This window comes from Empedobacter sp. EJD.6dd (assembly GCF_057369435.1).
Genome location: NZ_CM170667.1, coordinates 474,744 through 492,839 on the forward strand (window position 1 = coordinate 474,744; position 18,096 = coordinate 492,839).

At 31.1% G+C, this 18,096-nt stretch carries 16 protein-coding genes and 2 riboswitches; of the genes, 3 read left to right on the forward strand and 13 right to left on the reverse strand.

Annotated elements, in window-relative coordinates; translation table 11 throughout:
- Positions 1–115 precede the first annotated feature (115 nt).
- From AC2I98_RS02175 to AC2I98_RS02210, 8 genes are all read right to left on the reverse strand, one after another.
- Complete coding sequence (locus AC2I98_RS02175) at positions 116–1,717, reverse strand: S8 family serine peptidase (RefSeq protein WP_486412995.1); 1,602 nt, start codon at positions 1,715–1,717, stop codon at positions 116–118.
- A 4-nt stretch (positions 1,718–1,721) separates the two neighbouring features.
- On the reverse strand, positions 1,722–2,327 hold the full coding sequence (locus AC2I98_RS02180; protein WP_486412996.1) for a WbqC family protein: 606 nt from the start codon (positions 2,325–2,327) through the stop codon (positions 1,722–1,724).
- 120 nt (positions 2,328–2,447) lie between these two features.
- Positions 2,448–4,010: a signal peptidase I gene (lepB, locus tag AC2I98_RS02185; protein WP_486412997.1), complete on the reverse strand. Its 1,563-nt coding sequence runs from the start codon at positions 4,008–4,010 to the stop codon at positions 2,448–2,450.
- A gap of 26 nt (positions 4,011–4,036) precedes the next feature.
- A complete protein-coding gene (gene dapB, locus AC2I98_RS02190; RefSeq protein ID WP_486412998.1) occupies positions 4,037–4,741 on the reverse strand; it encodes a 4-hydroxy-tetrahydrodipicolinate reductase in 705 nt (234 codons plus the stop codon).
- A gap of 9 nt (positions 4,742–4,750) precedes the next feature.
- Positions 4,751–5,329 carry a DUF5683 domain-containing protein gene (locus AC2I98_RS02195; protein WP_486412999.1) on the reverse strand — a complete coding sequence of 193 codons (579 nt, stop codon included), beginning with the start codon at positions 5,327–5,329 and terminating at the stop codon, positions 4,751–4,753.
- Complete coding sequence (locus AC2I98_RS02200) at positions 5,319–6,209, reverse strand: ParB/RepB/Spo0J family partition protein (RefSeq protein ID WP_486413000.1); 891 nt, start codon at positions 6,207–6,209, stop codon at positions 5,319–5,321. The genes AC2I98_RS02195 and AC2I98_RS02200 overlap by 11 nt, the downstream gene beginning before the upstream one ends.
- 5 nt (positions 6,210–6,214) lie before the next feature.
- Complete coding sequence (locus AC2I98_RS02205) at positions 6,215–6,988, reverse strand: ParA family protein (RefSeq protein ID WP_486413001.1); 774 nt, start codon at positions 6,986–6,988, stop codon at positions 6,215–6,217.
- Between the two features lie 158 nt (positions 6,989–7,146).
- Complete coding sequence (locus AC2I98_RS02210) at positions 7,147–7,806, reverse strand: hypothetical protein (protein ID WP_486413002.1); 660 nt, start codon at positions 7,804–7,806, stop codon at positions 7,147–7,149.
- Between the two features lie 370 nt (positions 7,807–8,176).
- On the opposite strand from AC2I98_RS02210, the gene AC2I98_RS02215 reads away from it, so the two are divergent.
- Positions 8,177–9,559, forward strand: coding sequence for a type III PLP-dependent enzyme domain-containing protein (locus AC2I98_RS02215; RefSeq protein ID WP_486413003.1), 1,383 nt, complete (start codon positions 8,177–8,179; stop codon positions 9,557–9,559).
- Positions 9,560–9,591: 32 nt separating this feature from the next.
- Positions 9,592–10,566 (forward strand): deoxyhypusine synthase family protein, encoded by a 975-nt coding sequence (locus AC2I98_RS02220; protein ID WP_486413004.1) that lies wholly within the window; start codon positions 9,592–9,594, stop codon positions 10,564–10,566.
- A 69-nt stretch (positions 10,567–10,635) separates the two neighbouring features.
- Here AC2I98_RS02220 and AC2I98_RS02225 read toward each other — a convergent pair whose 3' ends face one another.
- The gene (locus AC2I98_RS02225; RefSeq protein WP_486413005.1) at positions 10,636–11,082 is read right to left on the reverse strand and encodes a KTSC domain-containing protein; all 447 of its coding nucleotides are present in this window, start codon (positions 11,080–11,082) and stop codon (positions 10,636–10,638) included.
- Between the two features lie 57 nt (positions 11,083–11,139).
- On the reverse strand, positions 11,140–11,553 hold the full coding sequence (locus tag AC2I98_RS02230) for a hypothetical protein (RefSeq protein WP_486413006.1): 414 nt from the start codon (positions 11,551–11,553) through the stop codon (positions 11,140–11,142).
- Positions 11,554–11,864: 311 nt separating this feature from the next.
- Here AC2I98_RS02230 and AC2I98_RS02235 point away from each other — a divergent pair, with 311 nt between their 5' ends.
- Positions 11,865–12,431 (forward strand): hypothetical protein, encoded by a 567-nt coding sequence (locus tag AC2I98_RS02235; RefSeq protein ID WP_486413007.1) that lies wholly within the window; start codon positions 11,865–11,867, stop codon positions 12,429–12,431.
- A gap of 42 nt (positions 12,432–12,473) precedes the next feature.
- Here the strand turns inward: AC2I98_RS02235 and metF are convergent, their stop codons facing one another.
- From metF to AC2I98_RS02250, 3 genes are all read right to left on the reverse strand, one after another.
- A complete protein-coding gene (gene metF / locus AC2I98_RS02240) occupies positions 12,474–13,430 on the reverse strand; it encodes a methylenetetrahydrofolate reductase [NAD(P)H] (RefSeq protein ID WP_486413008.1) in 957 nt (318 codons plus the stop codon).
- A gap of 215 nt (positions 13,431–13,645) precedes the next feature.
- Positions 13,646–16,309: a methionine synthase gene (metH, locus tag AC2I98_RS02245; protein ID WP_486413009.1), complete on the reverse strand. Its 2,664-nt coding sequence runs from the start codon at positions 16,307–16,309 to the stop codon at positions 13,646–13,648.
- Positions 16,297–17,295, reverse strand: a complete 999-nt coding sequence (locus tag AC2I98_RS02250; protein ID WP_486413010.1) for a homocysteine S-methyltransferase family protein — start codon at positions 17,293–17,295, stop codon at positions 16,297–16,299. The genes metH and AC2I98_RS02250 overlap by 13 nt, the downstream gene beginning before the upstream one ends.
- Positions 17,296–17,338: 43 nt before the next feature.
- A riboswitch (SAM riboswitch) is annotated at positions 17,339–17,437 on the reverse strand.
- 444 nt (positions 17,438–17,881) lie between these two features.
- Positions 17,882–17,980, forward strand: a riboswitch (SAM riboswitch).
- Positions 17,981–18,096: the final 116 nt, after the last annotated feature.

Sequence of the window (18,096 nt, forward strand, 5' to 3'; positions counted from 1 at the left end):
ATTTTATATATATATGTCGAGTAAAGTTCAAAATTGTTACTCGTTGAGTTTTGTTACAACTAAAATACAAAAAAGGCTCCAAAACTTGGAGCCTTCATATAATGTTATGTTAAAATTATTTCAATTTACGTTGTTTGTAAATTTCTTCAGCTTTTTGTACAGCTTTATAAGAATCTACAACACCACCTGCAACAGAAATATCTTTTAATTGATCGTTTTTATTTACTGTTTCCATTAAGATATTACGAATGTCTTCTGCAGTTAATTTTGGATAATGTGACCAAACTAATGCAGCAACACCAGCAACAGCAGGGGAAGCCATAGAAGTACCATTTAAGAAACGATATTGATCAACACCTGGATAAGTTGCATAGATTTCTTGTCCTGGTCCAAAAACATCAACAGATTTTTTTCCGTAATTAGAGAAACGAGCTTTTAAAGCTTTCGGATCTTTTGTAGAAGCACCAACAGTTAAAACAGATTTAGAAACAACATTTCCATTTCTGAAATTTGTTGGATAATGTACATGAACATCAATATCTTCGTTGCTATTTCCTGCCGCTTTTACGATTAAAACACCTTTATCAGAAGCGTATTTGAAAGCGTCCCAAACTAAATCAGCATCTGGAGAATAAGGTTTCCCGAAAGACATGTTTAAGATTTTAGCTCCATTATCAACTGCATAATAAATTGCATTTGCAACATCTTTATCACGTTCGTCTCCATTTGGAACCGTACGAACAGAAAGAATTTTTACATTATTTCCACCAACTGTTCCTTCAGAACCAATATTATTTCCTCTTACAGCACCGATGATTCCTGCAACGTGAGTTCCGTGTGAAGACTCAGGTCCATTAGAATCTCCGTTTCCGTAAAAACGTTCTTTTTTATCATTTGGATTGTCAACGTCTTTGCGATCTACTAAATCTAAATTTAAGTGAGAAGATAAAGCGTCTCCTTTAGCAGCGCGACGAGCAGAACCTAAATATGTATTGGCAACTTCTTTCATTGTTTTACCAACCCATTGTTCTTCTTTTAACTCTCCAAAAATCCATAATGCTTCTAAGATTTGAGAATCTGTTGATTGATAATTAGCTAAAATATCTTTAGACAATTTCGTATCACCAAATTCTAAAACCATTTTATTTACACCACCTTCAACTGCATTCAATTTAGATTGTGCAACTTGTTGGTTGTACTTTGCTTTTCCTACAGCGCTTAAATATTCTTTTTCAATTTTTTGAAATTCTGCATATTCAGTAGGATTTTTTGCAATTGCTGCTTGATTTTTTTTCTGATCGTAAGTAGCGTATTTATTTGATAGAGCTTTGTAAAGACGCGTTACCTCAGTTGTATCATCATTGTAATTGATTCCTTTAGCAGTTCCTAAAAAAGACCAACCATGAACGTCATCAATGTAACCATTTTTGTCATCATCAATTCCGTTACCTGGAATTTCTTTTGGATTTGACCACATGTTTGCTTTCAAATCTTCGTGAAAATTCTCAACACCGCTGTCTAAAACTCCTACAACAATTGTATTCGCTTTTCTTTTGTTATCTTTTAAGAATTGTAATGCTTGATCTGTATTTACACCATAAACACCAGTTTGTTCAACACCAGCATGGTACCATTTTTCTTTTGATACTTCTGTTGTTTGTGCTTGAGCAAACCCTAATGTAAAGGCAAATCCTAAAGCAATAAATAATTTTCTCATGTTGTTATTTTATTAAGTTTTTTAAATATACTACGGCGCTTGGCCCTTCACTAAAAAGTAAATCTAAGATACTCAAACCTTCTATAAACTCAAATTTATCATCAAAAACTTGTGCATATTCAGGTAAATTGTATTGTGGTGCCTTTTTAGCCGAAAATTGATTTCTGAAATCATATTCAGGAGTTAGATCTTGATAAGTTTCAGTTTTATTGATTTCTAAATCTAAGTTCAATTTTCTGTTAATGAAATCAATTGTTTTTAGATTAAAATCTAAAAGAAATTTTTCTTTTTGTTCCAATATTGGAATAATTTCATCTTCGTAATATTCGAAATACGGAGAACTTTGATAAGCTGATTTCAACGATTTGATGTGTTCTTTCTGCCAATCATATTCATAAGAAGGTTGTAAATCTTTGAATAGGCGAGTTCCATCGTGTAAAATTGGAATATTTAACATCAACTTACCATTTGCACCTAAAATATACATGCGATTACGGTAAGTTTGTTTTTGAAAATTTTCTTGAACTTCGATATCCAAAGTTTGGCTTTTTACCATTTCTGCATAGTAATCAATCGGTCCAAAATAAAAAGCTGCAAACGTATTTTTCATTCGTGTGTATTATTTTTCTGTATATAAACTGTGCATTACAATTTCTTATAATGCACAGTTATTGAGTTATTTATTATCGATTAACAAATCTTGTTTTTTAAAATTTGTTCTAAAATGATCTTAATATTTATTCTTCTTTTTCTCTTTACGAGCTTTTACAATATCATATCCAATCCAACCAACTAAAGCAATTAAAACATAAATTCCGTACGAAGTTTTTTCTGGATTATCATTATTGATTGATGTAAAGAAACGATTCCAAATAAATTTCTTAGGAGCAGCAGGTTCAAACATTCCGTTCATATTTGCCCAAATCATAATTGGTCGTCCAATAATGTGATCTTCTCCAACATAACCAAAGAAACGTGCATCTAATGATTGATTTCTGTTATCACCAACCATAAAATAGTAGTTTTGTTTGATTTCGTATTTGTTCGTTTTTTGATCATTAATAAATACATCAAATTTACCGTTTGCAGAATCAACTCTTAAAGTGTTGTTCTCGTAACGACGAATAATATTGATGTATTGCGCTAAAGTTTCTTTGTTAACGTCTACAACATCACCTCTTTTTGGGATGTATAAAGGTCCATATTGATCAGGATTCCAGTTTTTGTTAACAGGGAAAATTGTATTTGTACTATCTATTTTTCCATTTACAATATGTTCAGTTTTTTCTCCAACTGGTTGTAAAATAGGCTCAACAGAAACTACATTTGCGTTAGATTTCATTGCGGCAACATGTGCATCTGTTAATGCGGCAAACTGATAAATAAATGTTCCATCAGCTTGTTTCGCAGCGTTGTAATCTGTACTAATGATACCGAAATTATCATACAACAATTTATCACTGAATGGAGTTTTTACAACAACCATATAAGCATGTTGAACTTGAGCATCTTTTTTCGGGATGAATTTTTTATCATTAACATATAAAACACCATTACGAATCTGAACCGTTTCTCCTGGTAAGCCAACCAAACGTTTTACATACGCATCTTTACGATCAATAGCATTATAGATAGAATCTGTAGGGTAGTTGAAAACGACAATATCGTTCGATTTTAAATCTCTCCAACCTGGAATACGCATATAAGGTAAACGCGCTTTGTCAATAAAACCATCTCGGTAAATAAATTCTGAAAAAGGAATTCCGATTGGCGTCATAGGAACACGTGCTCCGTGACTTACTTTTTCAACAAATAAAGCATCACCAATTTTGATTGTATTCTCCATAGATCCTGTAGGAACAATCATTGGTTGAATAAACCAGTTGTGAACTAATGTCGCTAATACAAGCGCAAAAATTAAGGAAGAAACAAATGTAGGTTTACGTTTTTCTGGTCCTAAATATTTTGGATTATCAGAATAATTTACCGCAAAAATGTATAAACCTAGCGTCAAAACCATAATGACTTTGTCTTTGGTTTCGATTTTTCCGTAAGAATCTCCTAAATCAACAAACAATACTAACCAAAAAATAGGACCAACAATTGGCAAATAAAATAGAATAATCCACCATTTAGGACGATGAATAATTTCTAAACCTTTCCAGATATTTAGAAAAGGAATATAAGCTTGAATTGCTTGTTTTCCTGCATTTTTATATAATTTCCAAGTTGCAGCTCCAAAGATTATATTGGCAGTAATAAAACCAATTAACCAGTAAATTAGTACATGCATAAGTTTTTGATATTTAGTATTTTAATTTAGTTCAGTTCAAGTACATCTTTCATTGTAAAAACACCTTGTTTATTCCAAATCCATTCTGCAGCAATTACAGCGCCTAAGGCAAAACCTTTGCGAGAATGTGCTGTATGAGAAATTTCGATAGTGTCTACATCCGAAGTATATTGTACGATATGAGTTCCAGGAACATCTTCAATTCTTTTTGCTACAACAGGAATAATATCTGTTGCTTTTTCGTCCATAGACCAAGAATTATAACTTGAATGATCGATAATTCCTTCCGCAATTGTAATCGCTGTTCCAGAAGGTGCATCAAGTTTTTGTGTGTGATGAATTTCTTCCAAATTAATTTGATATTCGTTACGATATTTGTTCATCATTCGAGCTAAAATAGAATTCAATTCGAAGAATAAATTAACACCCAAACTAAAGTTAGAAGCGTATAAAAAAGCCGTATTGTTTGCAATAGCTAATTGATTAATTTCTTTTTGTTGATCTAACCATCCTGTTGTACCACATATTGTTGCGACTTTGTTCTCAAGTAATACTTTAAGGTTGTCGAAAGCGAATTCTGGTCTTGAAAACTCTATTGCAACTTCAACATCTTTTAATTCTTCTGGAAGAGGAGTACGTGATATTTTAAGTACAACATCGTGACCACGCTGAACTAAAATTTCTTCAATGGCTTTTCCCATTTTTCCGTATCCTATTAATGCAATTTTCATCTGTAATTTCTAAAATTTTAAGTTAAATGCCAATCCTAAAACTGGCTCTAATGTCATTTCGTCTTGAATGATTGTTGGTTTGAATGACATTTCAGCGTCATTACGAACTGTAAATAAATGCGCATCTACAGTAGCATCAACTACATTTAATAAATAAGCTAAAGCTGTCAAAGCAACGCTATAATCACGTTTTCGTTTGTAATCATCTTGAATAACTGCCAATTGCTCTGGAGATAAAATTCCAGAAAATTCGTTTGGAGTTCCTTCTCTTACCGCAATATATGCTTTTCGGTATTTTTTGTATAAATTATTGTAATAAATTGTAAAACCAGTTCCTGTTCCAACCAAACCTAAAGCGATTGGAGCTTTCCACCATTTCTTGTTATACAATTGTCCAGCACCAGGTAATATAGCCGAATATAAAGATGCTTTAATTGGACTTTTTTCCATCAAAACTTCTTTACTTATACTCATCGTATCTTTTACAATGACATTATTTTCTACAACCACTAAAGAATCAGTTTTAATTTGACCAAAAGAGAACGTTGCAGTAGCTGTTAATCCAAGTAAGAATGCTTTAATTTTCATTTAAGAATTTTCTTAATCGTTCAAACTCATCATCAGAAGTAAAATTTAAAATAATTTTACCTTTTCCATTATTCGCTCGTTTTATTTCTACTTTCGTTCTCAGAGAATTTGAAATAGAACTTAAGGCTTCTTTGTATTGAGAAGGTAATTCATCGATTGCTTTTTTCTCTGGCTTTCCTTCTTTTATAGATTTGATTAAACGCTCTGTATCACGAACTGATAAATTGTTTTTGACAATTTTTTCGTAAATATCAAATTGTACATCTGTATCATCAATTGCCATTAAAGCACGTCCATGTCCCATAGAAATCATTCCATCACGAATTCCAGTTTGGATGATTGGATCTAATTTTAATAAACGTAAATAATTTGTAATAGACGTTCTATCTTTTCCAACACGTTTACTTAATTCTTCTTGTGTTAACTTTATTTCATCAATTAATTGTTGGTAAGAAAGTGCAATTTCGATGGCGTCTAAATCTTGACGCTGAATGTTTTCGACCAATGCCATTTCTAGCATTTCTTGATCGTTTGCTAAACGAACATAAGCCGGAATTGTTTTTTTACCAGCCAATTGCGAAGCGCGAAAACGTCTTTCACCAGAAATTAATTCATATTCACCAGTTGGTTTTTTACGAATTGTAATTGGTTGAATAACGCCTAATGTTTGAATAGACGAAACCAATTCCTCTAAAGCTTTTTTATCGAAATTAGTTCGTGGTTGCCAAGGATTCGCGGTGATTTTTTCTAAATCTATTTCCAAAATGTTTCCAACCAATTTTTTAGCACCTTCATCTTGTGCTGTTTTTACAGTTGGTTCATCTTTTAATAGAGCAGATAATCCACGTCCCAAGCGATTATTTTTATTTGGCTTTGCCATTTTATTTAAACTGTATCGTTGTTGTTAATTAAAAATTCACGCGCTAAATTTAAGTAATTTTCTGCACCTTTACTTGCTGCGTCGTACTGAATAATTGTTTCGCCAAAACTTGGTGCTTCTGACAAACGTACATTTCGAGTAATAATTGTTTTGAAAACCATTTGCGGAAAATGATTGTTCACTTCGTCTAACACCTGATTAGAAAGGCGTAAACGAGAATCATACATCGTTAACAATAAACCTTCGATATCCAGTTCTTTGTTGTGATGTTGCTGAATTCCTTTTATTGTGTTTAATAATTTTCCTAAACCTTCTAATGCAAAATATTCGCACTGAATAGGAATAATGACAGAATCAGCAGCTGTAAGCGCATTTAGAGTAATCAATCCTAAAGAAGGAGCACAATCTATAATAATATAATCATATTGATCTTTGATTTCCGACAACGCAGTTTTTAACATGTATTCGCGGTTCTCGTAATCTACAATCTCAATTTCGGCAGCAACTAAATCTAAATGAGCAGGCATCAAGTCTAAGTTTGGCGATTCTGATTGTAAAATAGCTTTGCTTGCAAGTACTTCATTTTCCAACACTTCATAGGTTCCTGCTTCGATTTCATCCAAATCAAAACCTAAACCAGATGTTGCATTTGCTTGCGGATCTGCGTCAATTAATAAAACTTTTTTTTCTAAAACACCTAATGAAGCGGCAAGATTTAACGATGTTGTCGTTTTTCCTACGCCACCTTTTTGGTTCGCAATAGCAATAATTTTACCCATAATTTACGTTCAAAACGATTTCAAAAATACAATATTTAACCTTGCTAAACCTTAAAGAAAAAATAAATTTTTGAACAATTGTTGATTAATTTGAAGATTTAAAATTATTGTTCAATATTCTTTTTTGAGAAAGATGTAGATAATTGAAAATAATTTGCTCATTTGTTATAGGTTTCAATTTGTTTTATAATTTTTTGTGCTTGTTCAATATCAACTTTATAAGTTTCGTTTAAAGTATTTGTAGTTTGTTTGAATAAATCTAATTTAGTTCTAAAAGATGGATTACCTAATGTATTCGTTTTGAAATCATTTGCGCCAAGAATTTCTATTATTTCTATTTTATATTTATTAGATTCTTTTTCAATTTCAGTAGTTATGGACATATTCGTTTGATAATAAGACAAAATATCCTTTCTTAATTGACGATTTTCAATATTGCTAATTTTTCCACTTGATTTGAATCCTTCATAATTTGCTTCAATGTTTTTTCTTGTAGACAAAGATGCTTTTAATTCAATAGTTGGAATTAGTTTAGCTTGTTCCTTAGTTATATTTAATAATGTATTTAAACTTGCGTAAGTTTTTTCAGCAATAATTTTTTCTTCATTAATATTTTTTACATCTTGTTCTAAGTCTATTTTTAGATCAGCTAAAAAAGCTTTTGTTTCCTTTTGCTCTTTATTGTACTCATTTTTATTTGTAAGCCAAATAGAAACATAAACTGAAAAAACTATCACAATAATTTCAATCAAAATTCTTTTAAATTTTGATACATAAGTAGTTGTTTTTTTTGTAGATGTTTTATTTTCTGTATTCAAGGTTTCTTTTATTAGTTTATAGATTTATTAATCGATTGGAATTAAAATACAATATACAAAAATCTAATAATCATCAAAATTTTAATATTATTTTATCTTTTTAACAGAATTAAAAAACTTATATTTGCGACAATTATTTTTATAATTTTTTTAATTAAAAAAGTTAATGAGTTTTAACCTTTTATTCGAAAGCGTTGAAAATAGAAATAATCTCAACGCATTACTTTTAATGAATAGAAAAGAGTCTAAGAATTATTCTTTCCCTTTATTACTTCGCAATGTTTATTATGCGATACGTCTGTAATACCCTAAATTTTTTTTCGCAAAAAATTTTAGAATTATTAAACACACGTAACATTTATAAAGCATAATGAAAACTAAATACATAGATTTAATCACGCAATCATTTGACTTTCCGCAAGATGAATTTGAATTGGATGGAGAGTACTTAAAATTTAATGGAATTGACCTGAAAGCTTTGGTCGAAGAACATGGAACACCATTAAAATTTACTTATTTGCCTAAAATTTCGCAAAACATTCAGAAAGCGAAAGGTTGGTTCGAAAAAGCGCGTGAAGAGTTAAACTATGAAGGAACTTACAATTATTGTTATTGTACAAAAAGTTCTCACTTTCGTCACATTTTAGGCGAAGCATTAAAAAACGATATTCATATCGAGACATCTTCAGCATTTGACATTAATATTGTCGAAAATTTGATTGAAGAAGGATTGATTAATGATGATCAATATGTTGTTTGTAACGGTTTCAAACGTGAGGAATATGTAGAAAATATTGCTCGTTTGGTAAACAACGGACATCGTAAAACGATTACAGTAATTGATAATTACGAAGAAGTTGATTTGTTTTCGGAGGCAATTGAAGGGGATTTCGAAATCGGAATTCGTATTGCGTCGGAAGAAGAGCCAAAATTTGAGTTTTATACCTCTCGTTTAGGAATTGGTTATAAGGATATTGTTCCTTTTTATCAGACAATGGTAAAACCAAATGAACGCATTAAACTTAAAATGCTTCATTTCTTTATCAATACAGGAATTAAAGACAATTCATATTATTGGAATGAGTTGACAAAATGTTTGAGAGTTTATGTGAACCTTAAAAAAGTTTGTCCAGAATTAGATAGTTTGAATATTGGTGGTGGATTCCCAATCAAAAATTCGTTGAATTTCGAATATGATTACGAATACATGGCGAAAGAAATCTTGTTACAAATTAAAATGATTTGTGATGAAGAAGGAATTCCTGTTCCAAATATTTTCACAGAATTTGGATCGTTTACAGTTGGAGAAAGTGGAGGAGTAGTCTACAAAATTCTTTATCAAAAGAAACAAAATGATAAAGAATATTGGGATATGATTGATTCTTCTTTTATGACGACTTTACCAGACGCTTGGGCAATCTCAAAACGATTTGTAATGTTGCCAATTAACCGTTGGTACGATAAATACGAACGCGTTTTACTAGGAGGTTTAACATGTGATTCTGACGATTATTACAACTCGGAACAACATGTAAATGCGATTTATCTTCCGAAATATGATCAGGCAAAACCATTGTACATAGGTTTCTTTAATACAGGAGCATATCAAGATAATATTAGTGGATTTGGTGGGATTAATCACTGTTTGATTCCTCAACCAAAATATATTTTGATTGACGAAAATTACGAAGCAAAAGTATATTCAGAAGAACAAACGCATCAAGATGTGTTGAATACATTAGGATATAAATAATTAGAATTTTTAATAAAATAAAAACAAATAAAATGAGTAAAGGACCAATCAGTCAGTTTATAGAACATAACTATAGACACTTTAATGCAGCTGCTTTAGTTGACGCTGCAAAAGGATATGAGCAACACTTGTTAGAGGGTGGTAAAATGTTAATTTCTTTGGGTGGAGCAATGTCTACTGCTGAATTAGGAATTTCATTAGCGGAAATGATTCGCCAAGATAAAGTGCACATCATTTCTTGTACAGGAGCAAATTTAGAAGAAGACGTAATGAATTTAGTTGCGCATTCTCACTATAAAAGAATTCCAAACTACCGTGATTTAACACCAGAACAAGAGCGTGAATTATTAGATTCTCATTTCAATCGTGTTACAGATACTTGTATTCCAGAAGAGGAAGCTTTTCGTCGTTTACAAGAGCACTTAGAAAATGTTTGGCACGCAGCAGAAGAAAAAGGTGAGCGTTATTTACCACACGAATTCTTATACCAAGTTGTTAATTCTGGAGTTTTGGAGCAATACTATGAAATTGATCCTAAAGATTCTTGGATTGTTGCTGCAGCTGAGAAAAATTTACCTATCGTTTGTCCAGGTTGGGAAGACTCTACAACAGGAAACATTTTTGCGTCTAATGTAATCAAAGGTAATTTGAAAGCGTCTACAGTAAAATCTGGAATTGAATACATGATTTATTTAACAGAATGGTATCGTGCTAATTCTGATGGTAAAGGTGTAGGTTTCTTCCAAATCGCTGGTGGTATCTCTGGAGATTTCCCTATTTGTGTTGTTCCAATGATGTACCAAGATTTAGAGTGGACAGATGTTCCTTTCTGGGCATATTTCTGTCAGATTTCTGATTCTACAACATCTTATGGTTCTTATTCTGGAGCAGTTCCAAACGAAAAAATTACTTGGGGTAAATTAGATGTTGATACACCAAAATATATGATTGAATCTGATGCTACAATTGTTGCACCATTGATTTTTAATTATATTTTAGGAAACTAAAATAGAATATATTAAGCATAAAAAAACCACTTCATTAGAAGTGGTTTTTTGCTTTATATATGTAGATGATTAATCTTTCATAGCTTCACCAGCTTTACGGTGTGTAAATTTACCGTAAATGTGTCTTCTTGCAAAACGACTTGGTGAATCAGAATTTACCATTTTAATGTACGTATTTTTAGGAACACCGAAATACTCGTAATTATTTCCATCTAAATGTTCAACTTTCAAAATTTGTTCATCCATATAGAAATCATGAATGTTAGATTTTGTTGTTGTAGCTGTATATTCTTCTTTATTTTTTTCGTGCGTTTCAGGGTTTACACTTACCAAAAAATGATACGCTTCGATCACAACTTTACTTTTTTCTTCAGCTTCTATTTTACCAGCTTCGTCGTTTACAAATTTATCAGGATGCGCATCTTTCATCGTATTTCTGTAAATTGTTTTCAATTCTTTTAGAGTAACATTTTTATCAACTCCAAGTAATTTTCTGTGTTCTACAACGCTTTTCATAATTTTTAACCCTTTTTTCGGTTTGCAAAAGTACGGATTATTAATAACGAAATACGTTTAATAAGGATAAGTTTCGTTAATATTATGATAAATAATATTCTTTTTGTTGAGAATTTGATATTCAATTCCAATACTATCTTTATTTACAGAAATCAATTTAGCTTCTTGAATAGGTTCGTTTTCGTATTCATATCGTTTTGGATCATCAGAATTAATCTTTAAAGTTTTTGAGACTATTTCATTATAATTTGTTATTGCTAAATTGTTTACCTTTTCTAAAATGATGAATTTTGATTCATTTTTATTGATGAAAATACTTTTATTAGCTAAAACTCTTTTAGTTACAACGATTTTGTAATCAGAATTAAGTTTTATTGTTTGAAAAGTATCCAAATTAAATAAAAAACTAAGGATTGCAATAAACGGAATTGCCATTGGTAAAATACTCAATCCAATTAAGGCAAAAAGCAAAAATCCATAAATTTTAATATAGATTATTTTCCAAAATTTAATAAGGATGTAAAAGGTGAAAATAATCCAGGTCCATGCAAGGATTTGGTAGGTATATTCTCCTTTTAAATTCAAACCCATAAGATTTATGCTTAATAAAAATAAGATGAGAGCAACAGAATAAATGATATAGGTTTTGAGTGATTTAGGCATTTTGGTTATGATTTATTTTTTCGAATATACATTATTTATATGATTTAATCATTTTGTGTAAAATGAATTTTCTCGAATATTTTTGTAATTTTAAGCAAGCTAACAACAAATAAAAAAAAATGAATCTGAAAGACGTCCCTGAATTGAAAATTGCAATTCTAGATTTGCCTACTAAAGAAAAAGATAAGCTTCTTTTACGTCTTATAAATAAGGATGAAACTTTGGTAGAACATTTACATTTTCAGTTATTAGAAGATGAAAATTACTTACAAGAACGGGTAAAATTAATTTACGAAAAGATTGATTTACAGTTTAAAAAGTCTCATCACTTAATTAATCAAATTAATATTACGCGAAGCCATAGACAATTGTTATTGACTTTAAAAACGTTAAGTGGAATTGTTAATTATCATGTTCAAATCACGAAAGATAAAGTATCAGAATTTGAATTAAGAAAATATATTTTGCAAGAATCTTTTTCTCGTTATCCTTATTTATTTAATAAATATACAACAGGAGATAATGCAGAAAAGTTGTACAAATACCAAATGGGTCGATTAAAATTGATTCAATTACTTTTTGATAAATTTCACGAAGATCTAAAATATGATTACGAAGCTGAAATTTATCAATTAAATGATTTATTGAAGGAAACACAATTGAAAGATTATATTCTTCAAACTTAAACATAAAAGAGAAAATCGTTTTGATTTTCTCTTTTATATTTTTTAAAATATTGCTTCTGCTACTTTTTTGGTATTTGTAGAATTACTCATCGTGTAAAAATGTAAACCTGGCACTCCAAATTCAACTAATTCTTTACATTGATTAATACTCCATTCAAGACCAATTTCTTTAACCGCTTCTTTATCTTTTGCTTTTAGCACTTCCATAGCTAGAGATTCTGGTAAATCAATATAAAAATTTTGAGGAATTTTTGTCAATTGATTAAAAGTTGTTAATGGTTTAATACCCGGAATTATCGGAATATTAATATCCATTTCACGGCATTTTTTTACAAAATCAAAATATTTCTGATTATCAAAAAACATTTGTGTCACAATATAATCAGCGCCTAATTCAACTTTCTTTTTCAAATAATGTAAATCCATTGCAAGATTTGGCGATTCGAAATGCTTTTCTGGATACCCAGCAATCCCTATGCAAAAATCCATTTGATGAGATTCTTGTAAATCGTCATCCAAATAATTTCCAGTATTTAAAGAAGTAACTTGTTTTATTAATTCAGATGCGTAAGCGTGTCCACCAACTTCTGGAACAAATGTTTTCTCAGATTTGATAGGATCTCCACGTAAAACTAAAAGATTATCAATTCCTAAGAAATTCAAATCAATCAAAGCATCCTCTGTGTCTTCTTTTGTAAATCCACCACAAATCAAATGCGGAATAGCATCTATTTTATAATGATTTTGTATCGCTGCACAAATAGCAACAGTTCCTGGGCGTTTGCGAACTTGATAACGCTTCAGTAAGCCATTCTCTTTTTGCTTGTAAATGTATTCCTGACGATGATAAGTAACATCAATAAAAGCTGGATTTAATTCCACCAAAGGATCCAGGGTTTTGAACGTTGCATTAACATCTTGACCTTTTAATGGAGGTAAAATTTCTACAGAAAACAACGGTTTTCCATTTGCACGTTCTATATGTTCGGTAACTTTCATTCTTTTTTTATCGTTTAACGAAGTTCGAATCTCGAATTTCGATTATATGTTTTCTTTACTTGGGCGTTCCCTTCGGGCGGGCTTTTCGTTTCAATCTTTGCTTATCAGCAAAGGATTTTCACTTCAATCCCTAACGCAATTTTTCGAAGTCAGAAGTTCGAAACTCGTGATTAGTTGTCATTCTGAGTTTATAGAAGAATCTGACTATTTTCTAATTAAGCTAAATTTGGGCTTAACCAACGTTCTGCTTTTTCAACATCAATATTTTTACGTTGTGCAAAATCTTCAACCTGATCCATTTTAATTTTTCCAACTCCAAAATATTTTGCTTCAGGATTACCAAAATAATAACCAGAAACAGACGAAACTGGATACATCGCTAACGAACTTGTTAATTCGATACCAGCGTTTTTCTCAACATCCAAAATTTTGAAAATCGTTTCTTTCTCTAAATGATCGGGGCAAGCTGGATAACCTGGAGCAGGACGAATTCCTTTGTATTTTTCAGAAATCAATTCATCATTTGATAGCGTTTCATCTTTTGCATAACCCCAAACTTCCGTTCTTACGTATTTGTGTAGATATTCTGCATAAGCTTCTGCTAAACGATCGGCAATTGCCTTAACCATAATAGAATTGTAATCGTCTAAATTCTTTTCGTAAGCTTTTGCAACTTCTTCAATCTCTTGACCAGCAGTTACGGCAAATGCACCAATATAATCTTGAATTGCAGAATCTTTTGAAGCGATAAAATCAGCAATCGAAATATTTGGTTGATTTTTAGATTTTTTTGCTTGTTGACGAAGTGTATAAAATTCTTCAATTTTATTATTATTCTCGTCAAACAATTCTATGGTATCATCGTTTATTGTGTTTGCTTTAAATAAGCCAAAAACAGCTTTTGGTTTCGCTAAATTCTCGTTGATTATTTTATATAACATTGCTAAAGCATCAACATATAATTCTTTTGCATTTGTTCCGACAATTTCATCTTCTAAAATCGCAGGGAATTTTCCGTGTAAATCCCAAGTTTTGAAAAATGGCGTCCAATCGATAAAATCTTTTAAATCAGCTGCATTCACTTGATGTGTAAAAACACCCAATTGATTTGGTTTGAAAGGTTTGTTTTCTTCGAAATTAAGTTGCAATTTATTAGCGCGAGCATCTTCAATTGTTAGGTATTCTTTTGCTACAGCTCTGTTTAAGAATCCTTCACGAATTTTTGTGTAATCTGTAATTGTTTCTGTAAACAGATCAGCTTGTTGTGAACCAATTAGTTTTTGACAAATAGTTACCGAACGTGAAGCGTCTAAGACATGAATTGCTTTATCATATTCTGGCGCAATCTTAACCGCAGTATGTGCTTTAGACGTTGTAGCGCCTCCAATCATTAAAGGAATGTCAAGATTAAGACGTTTCATTTCTTTAGCAACGTGTACCATTTCATCTAAAGAAGGTGTAATTAACCCAGAAAGTCCAATGACATCTACATTGTTTTTTTTGGCTTCTTCTAAAATTGTTTCGGATGAAACCATAACACCTAAATCAATTATTTCGAAACCATTACAACTCAAAACAACCGAAACGATATTTTTGCCAATATCATGAACGTCACCTTTTACAGTTGCCATCAATATTTTTGAAGGTTCTTTATCTGTTTTATTTTTTAGCTTTTCTTCTTCTAGATAAGGTGTTAAATAAGCTACGGCTTTTTTCATTACTCGTGCAGATTTTACAACTTGTGGCAAGAACATTTTTCCACTTCCAAATAAATCTCCAACGACATTCATTCCGTCCATCAAAGGTCCTTCGATTACTCGTAATGGCGATTGAATTTTATCTAAAGCTTCGGCAGTATCTTCATCTATAAATTCAGTAATTCCTTTAACCAAGGCAATTTCTATACGTTTTTCTAAAGGTAATTCGCGCCAAGCATCATCTTTTTTCTTTTCTTTGGTAATTCCTTTTAGATTTTCTGCAAAATCAATTAGTCGCTCTGTTGCATCGTCACGTCTATCTAATAAAACATCTTCAACGTGCTCTAATAAATCTTTTGGAATATCATCGTAAATCTCAATCATTTCTGGATTGACGATTCCCATGTCCATTCCGTGTTTGATTGCATGATATAAAAACGCTGTATGCATCGCTTCTCGAACTGCATTATTCCCACGGAACGAAAACGAAACATTCGAAACTCCACCCGAAACTAAAGCATGAGGAAGATTTTCTTTTATCCATTTTGTCGCTTCGAAGAAGTCGATTGCATTGCGTCGATGCTCATCCATTCCTGTTGCAACAGGGAAGATGTTAACGTCGAAAATTATATCTCTTGGATTAAATTTTACTTGATTAACCAAAATGTCATACGAGCGTTTTACGATTTCTATACGACGTTCGTAATTATCAGCTTGACCTTTTTCATCAAATGCCATAACAACAGTTGCAGCACCATAACGTTTGATTTTTTTAGCATGTTCGATAAATAATTCTTCTCCTTCTTTTAAAGAAATAGAGTTGACAATTGCTTTACCTTGAACATTTTTAAGACCAGCTTCGATGATTTCCCATTTCGAAGAGTCAATCATGATTGGTACTTTCGAAATATCAGGTTCAGAAGCAATTAATCGTAAATATTTTACCATAGAAGCAACGCCGTCAAGCATTCCTTCGTCCATGTTGATGTCGATAATTTGTGCACCACCATCTACTTGATCGCGGGCAACTTGCAAAGCTTCCTCAAATTTTTCTTCTTTGATTAATCGCAAGAATTTTTTAGAACCTGTAACATTTGTACGTTCACCAACGTTTACAAAGTTTGAATTTTCGCGTACAATTAATGGTTCTAATCCAGAAAGTTGAATTTTTACGCCTGACATGCTACATTAATTTTTCGTGGTTCATATTCTTTTGCTAAATCTGCCATCAATTTTATGTGATCTGGTGTTGTTCCGCAACAACCTCCTAAGATGTTAACTAATTTTTTATCTAAGAAAGGACGAATAAAATCGCGCATCATTTCTGGTGTTTCATCGTAACCACCAAAAGCATTTGGTAAACCAGCATTCGGATAGGCACTAACATAAAATGGCGCTTTTTCTGCCATTACTTCTAAATATGGAATCAAATCTGTTGCACCTAAAGCACAATTTAATCCTACTGAAACTAAATCGATATGCTCTAAAGAAATCAAGAAAGCTTCGGTAGTTTGACCTGAAAGTGTACGTCCAGATTTATCTGTAATTGTACCAGAAGCCATCAAAGGAACATTAATTCCTGTATCTATAATAGCATCTTGAATTCCAAAAAATGCTGCTTTTGCATTCAATGTGTCAAATATAGTTTCGACCAATAGAATATCTGCTCCAGCTTCTAACATTGTTTTCGCTTGACGATAATATACATTTGCTAATGTGTCAAAATCGACGTCACGATAACTTGGGTCATTAACTTGAGGAGAAATGGAAGCTGTCTTATTTGTTGGTCCTAATGAACCTACAACAAAACGAGGTTTTTCTGGTGTTGAAAATTCTTCACAAGCTTCTTTCGCTAAGCGAACAGCTTCTATATTTAATTCATCAACTAAATCAACCATATCATAATCAATCATCGAAATAATATTCGCATTGAATGTATTGGTTTCAATCAAATCTGCACCTGCAGCTAAATATTCGCGATGTATATCTTTTATGATTTGTGGTTGTGTTAAAACCAATAAGTCATTATTTCCTTTTAAAGAAGTGTGAAAATCTTTGAATCGTTCTCCGCGATAATCTTCCTCCTGTAAATTGTGCTTTTGAATCATTGTCCCCATTGCACCATCTAAAATCACAATACGCTCTTTTAGTATATCGTTTAATGTCATTTTCTATATTTTAAAAACCTTATGGGAAGAATTGTGAGGTAATTCCTTATCTTTCTCAATTAGAGTAGGATGTAGCACCCAACTTTACTTTGGGTTGCCAAGATATCTACGGGCCTAATCCCTCCATCTTTCTTCATAAGGTATCTGCAAAATTATTTAAAGTATTGAGAATAAAAAAATCAACAATGAAAAAAAAGAAGATTGAATTTGCTTAATAGAAATAATTTTTGTTTGAAATTATTTAAATTCCAAAATAGGTCTTTTTTGAATATTTGTTATGAAAATAATTCTTTAAATATAGATTTTTTTAGAAAAAATATTTTAATCAGTACTTTAAATTATCTGTTTTTAGAATTTTATTAATGAAAATGACTTTTAATGAAAAAAAGTTAAGATTTGTTTTTTCTTTTAAATCGATTTTATAGAAAAATATTTTCACATATCATATTTCATAGAAATAAATTCTAAAAACAAATATGAAAATTCATTGTTTTAGAAAATAGTAAAGAGTTGAAATAAAATTTATTTGGAAATATAGAATTCTTTCCCATAAATTTGCTGTCAGAAATAGTTCATTAAATATTACATTTTATCAAGAAAAGTGGAGGGAAATGGCCCAAAGAAACTTTAGCAACCTGATTAAATAATCAAGGTGCTAATTCCATCCTGTAAGGGAAGATAAATAAAGACGAAAAACCAATCATTCAATAATATTCTTTATTAAAATGGTTCAATTGTTTTTATTTACAATTGAACCATTTTTTTTTCTTCACTTTTTTCTGATAAAATCAATAAACAAAG

Coding starts and splice junctions, on each gene's coding strand:
- AC2I98_RS02205 (WP_486413001.1), bottom strand. CDS start 6,988: ATGGGTAAAATTATTGCTATTGCGAACCAAAAAGGTGGCGTAGGAAAA.
- AC2I98_RS02200 (WP_486413000.1), bottom strand. CDS start 6,209: ATGGCAAAGCCAAATAAAAATAATCGCTTGGGACGTGGATTATCTGCT.
- AC2I98_RS02225 (WP_486413005.1), bottom strand. CDS start 11,082: ATGAAAAGCGTTGTAGAACACAGAAAATTACTTGGAGTTGATAAAAAT.
- lepB (WP_486412997.1), bottom strand. CDS start 4,010: ATGCATGTACTAATTTACTGGTTAATTGGTTTTATTACTGCCAATATA.
- metF (WP_486413008.1), bottom strand. CDS start 13,430: ATGAAAGTTACCGAACATATAGAACGTGCAAATGGAAAACCGTTGTTT.
- dapB (WP_486412998.1), bottom strand. CDS start 4,741: ATGAAAATTGCATTAATAGGATACGGAAAAATGGGAAAAGCCATTGAA.
- AC2I98_RS02195 (WP_486412999.1), bottom strand. CDS start 5,329: ATGAAAATTAAAGCATTCTTACTTGGATTAACAGCTACTGCAACGTTC.
- AC2I98_RS02235 (WP_486413007.1), top strand. CDS start 11,865: ATGAATCTGAAAGACGTCCCTGAATTGAAAATTGCAATTCTAGATTTG.
- AC2I98_RS02180 (WP_486412996.1), bottom strand. CDS start 2,327: ATGAAAAATACGTTTGCAGCTTTTTATTTTGGACCGATTGATTACTAT.
- AC2I98_RS02250 (WP_486413010.1), bottom strand. CDS start 17,295: ATGACATTAAACGATATACTAAAAGAGCGTATTGTGATTTTAGATGGT.
- AC2I98_RS02220 (WP_486413004.1), top strand. CDS start 9,592: ATGAGTAAAGGACCAATCAGTCAGTTTATAGAACATAACTATAGACAC.
- metH (WP_486413009.1), bottom strand. CDS start 16,309: ATGTCAGGCGTAAAAATTCAACTTTCTGGATTAGAACCATTAATTGTA.
- AC2I98_RS02215 (WP_486413003.1), top strand. CDS start 8,177: ATGAAAACTAAATACATAGATTTAATCACGCAATCATTTGACTTTCCG.
- AC2I98_RS02175 (WP_486412995.1), bottom strand. CDS start 1,717: ATGAGAAAATTATTTATTGCTTTAGGATTTGCCTTTACATTAGGGTTT.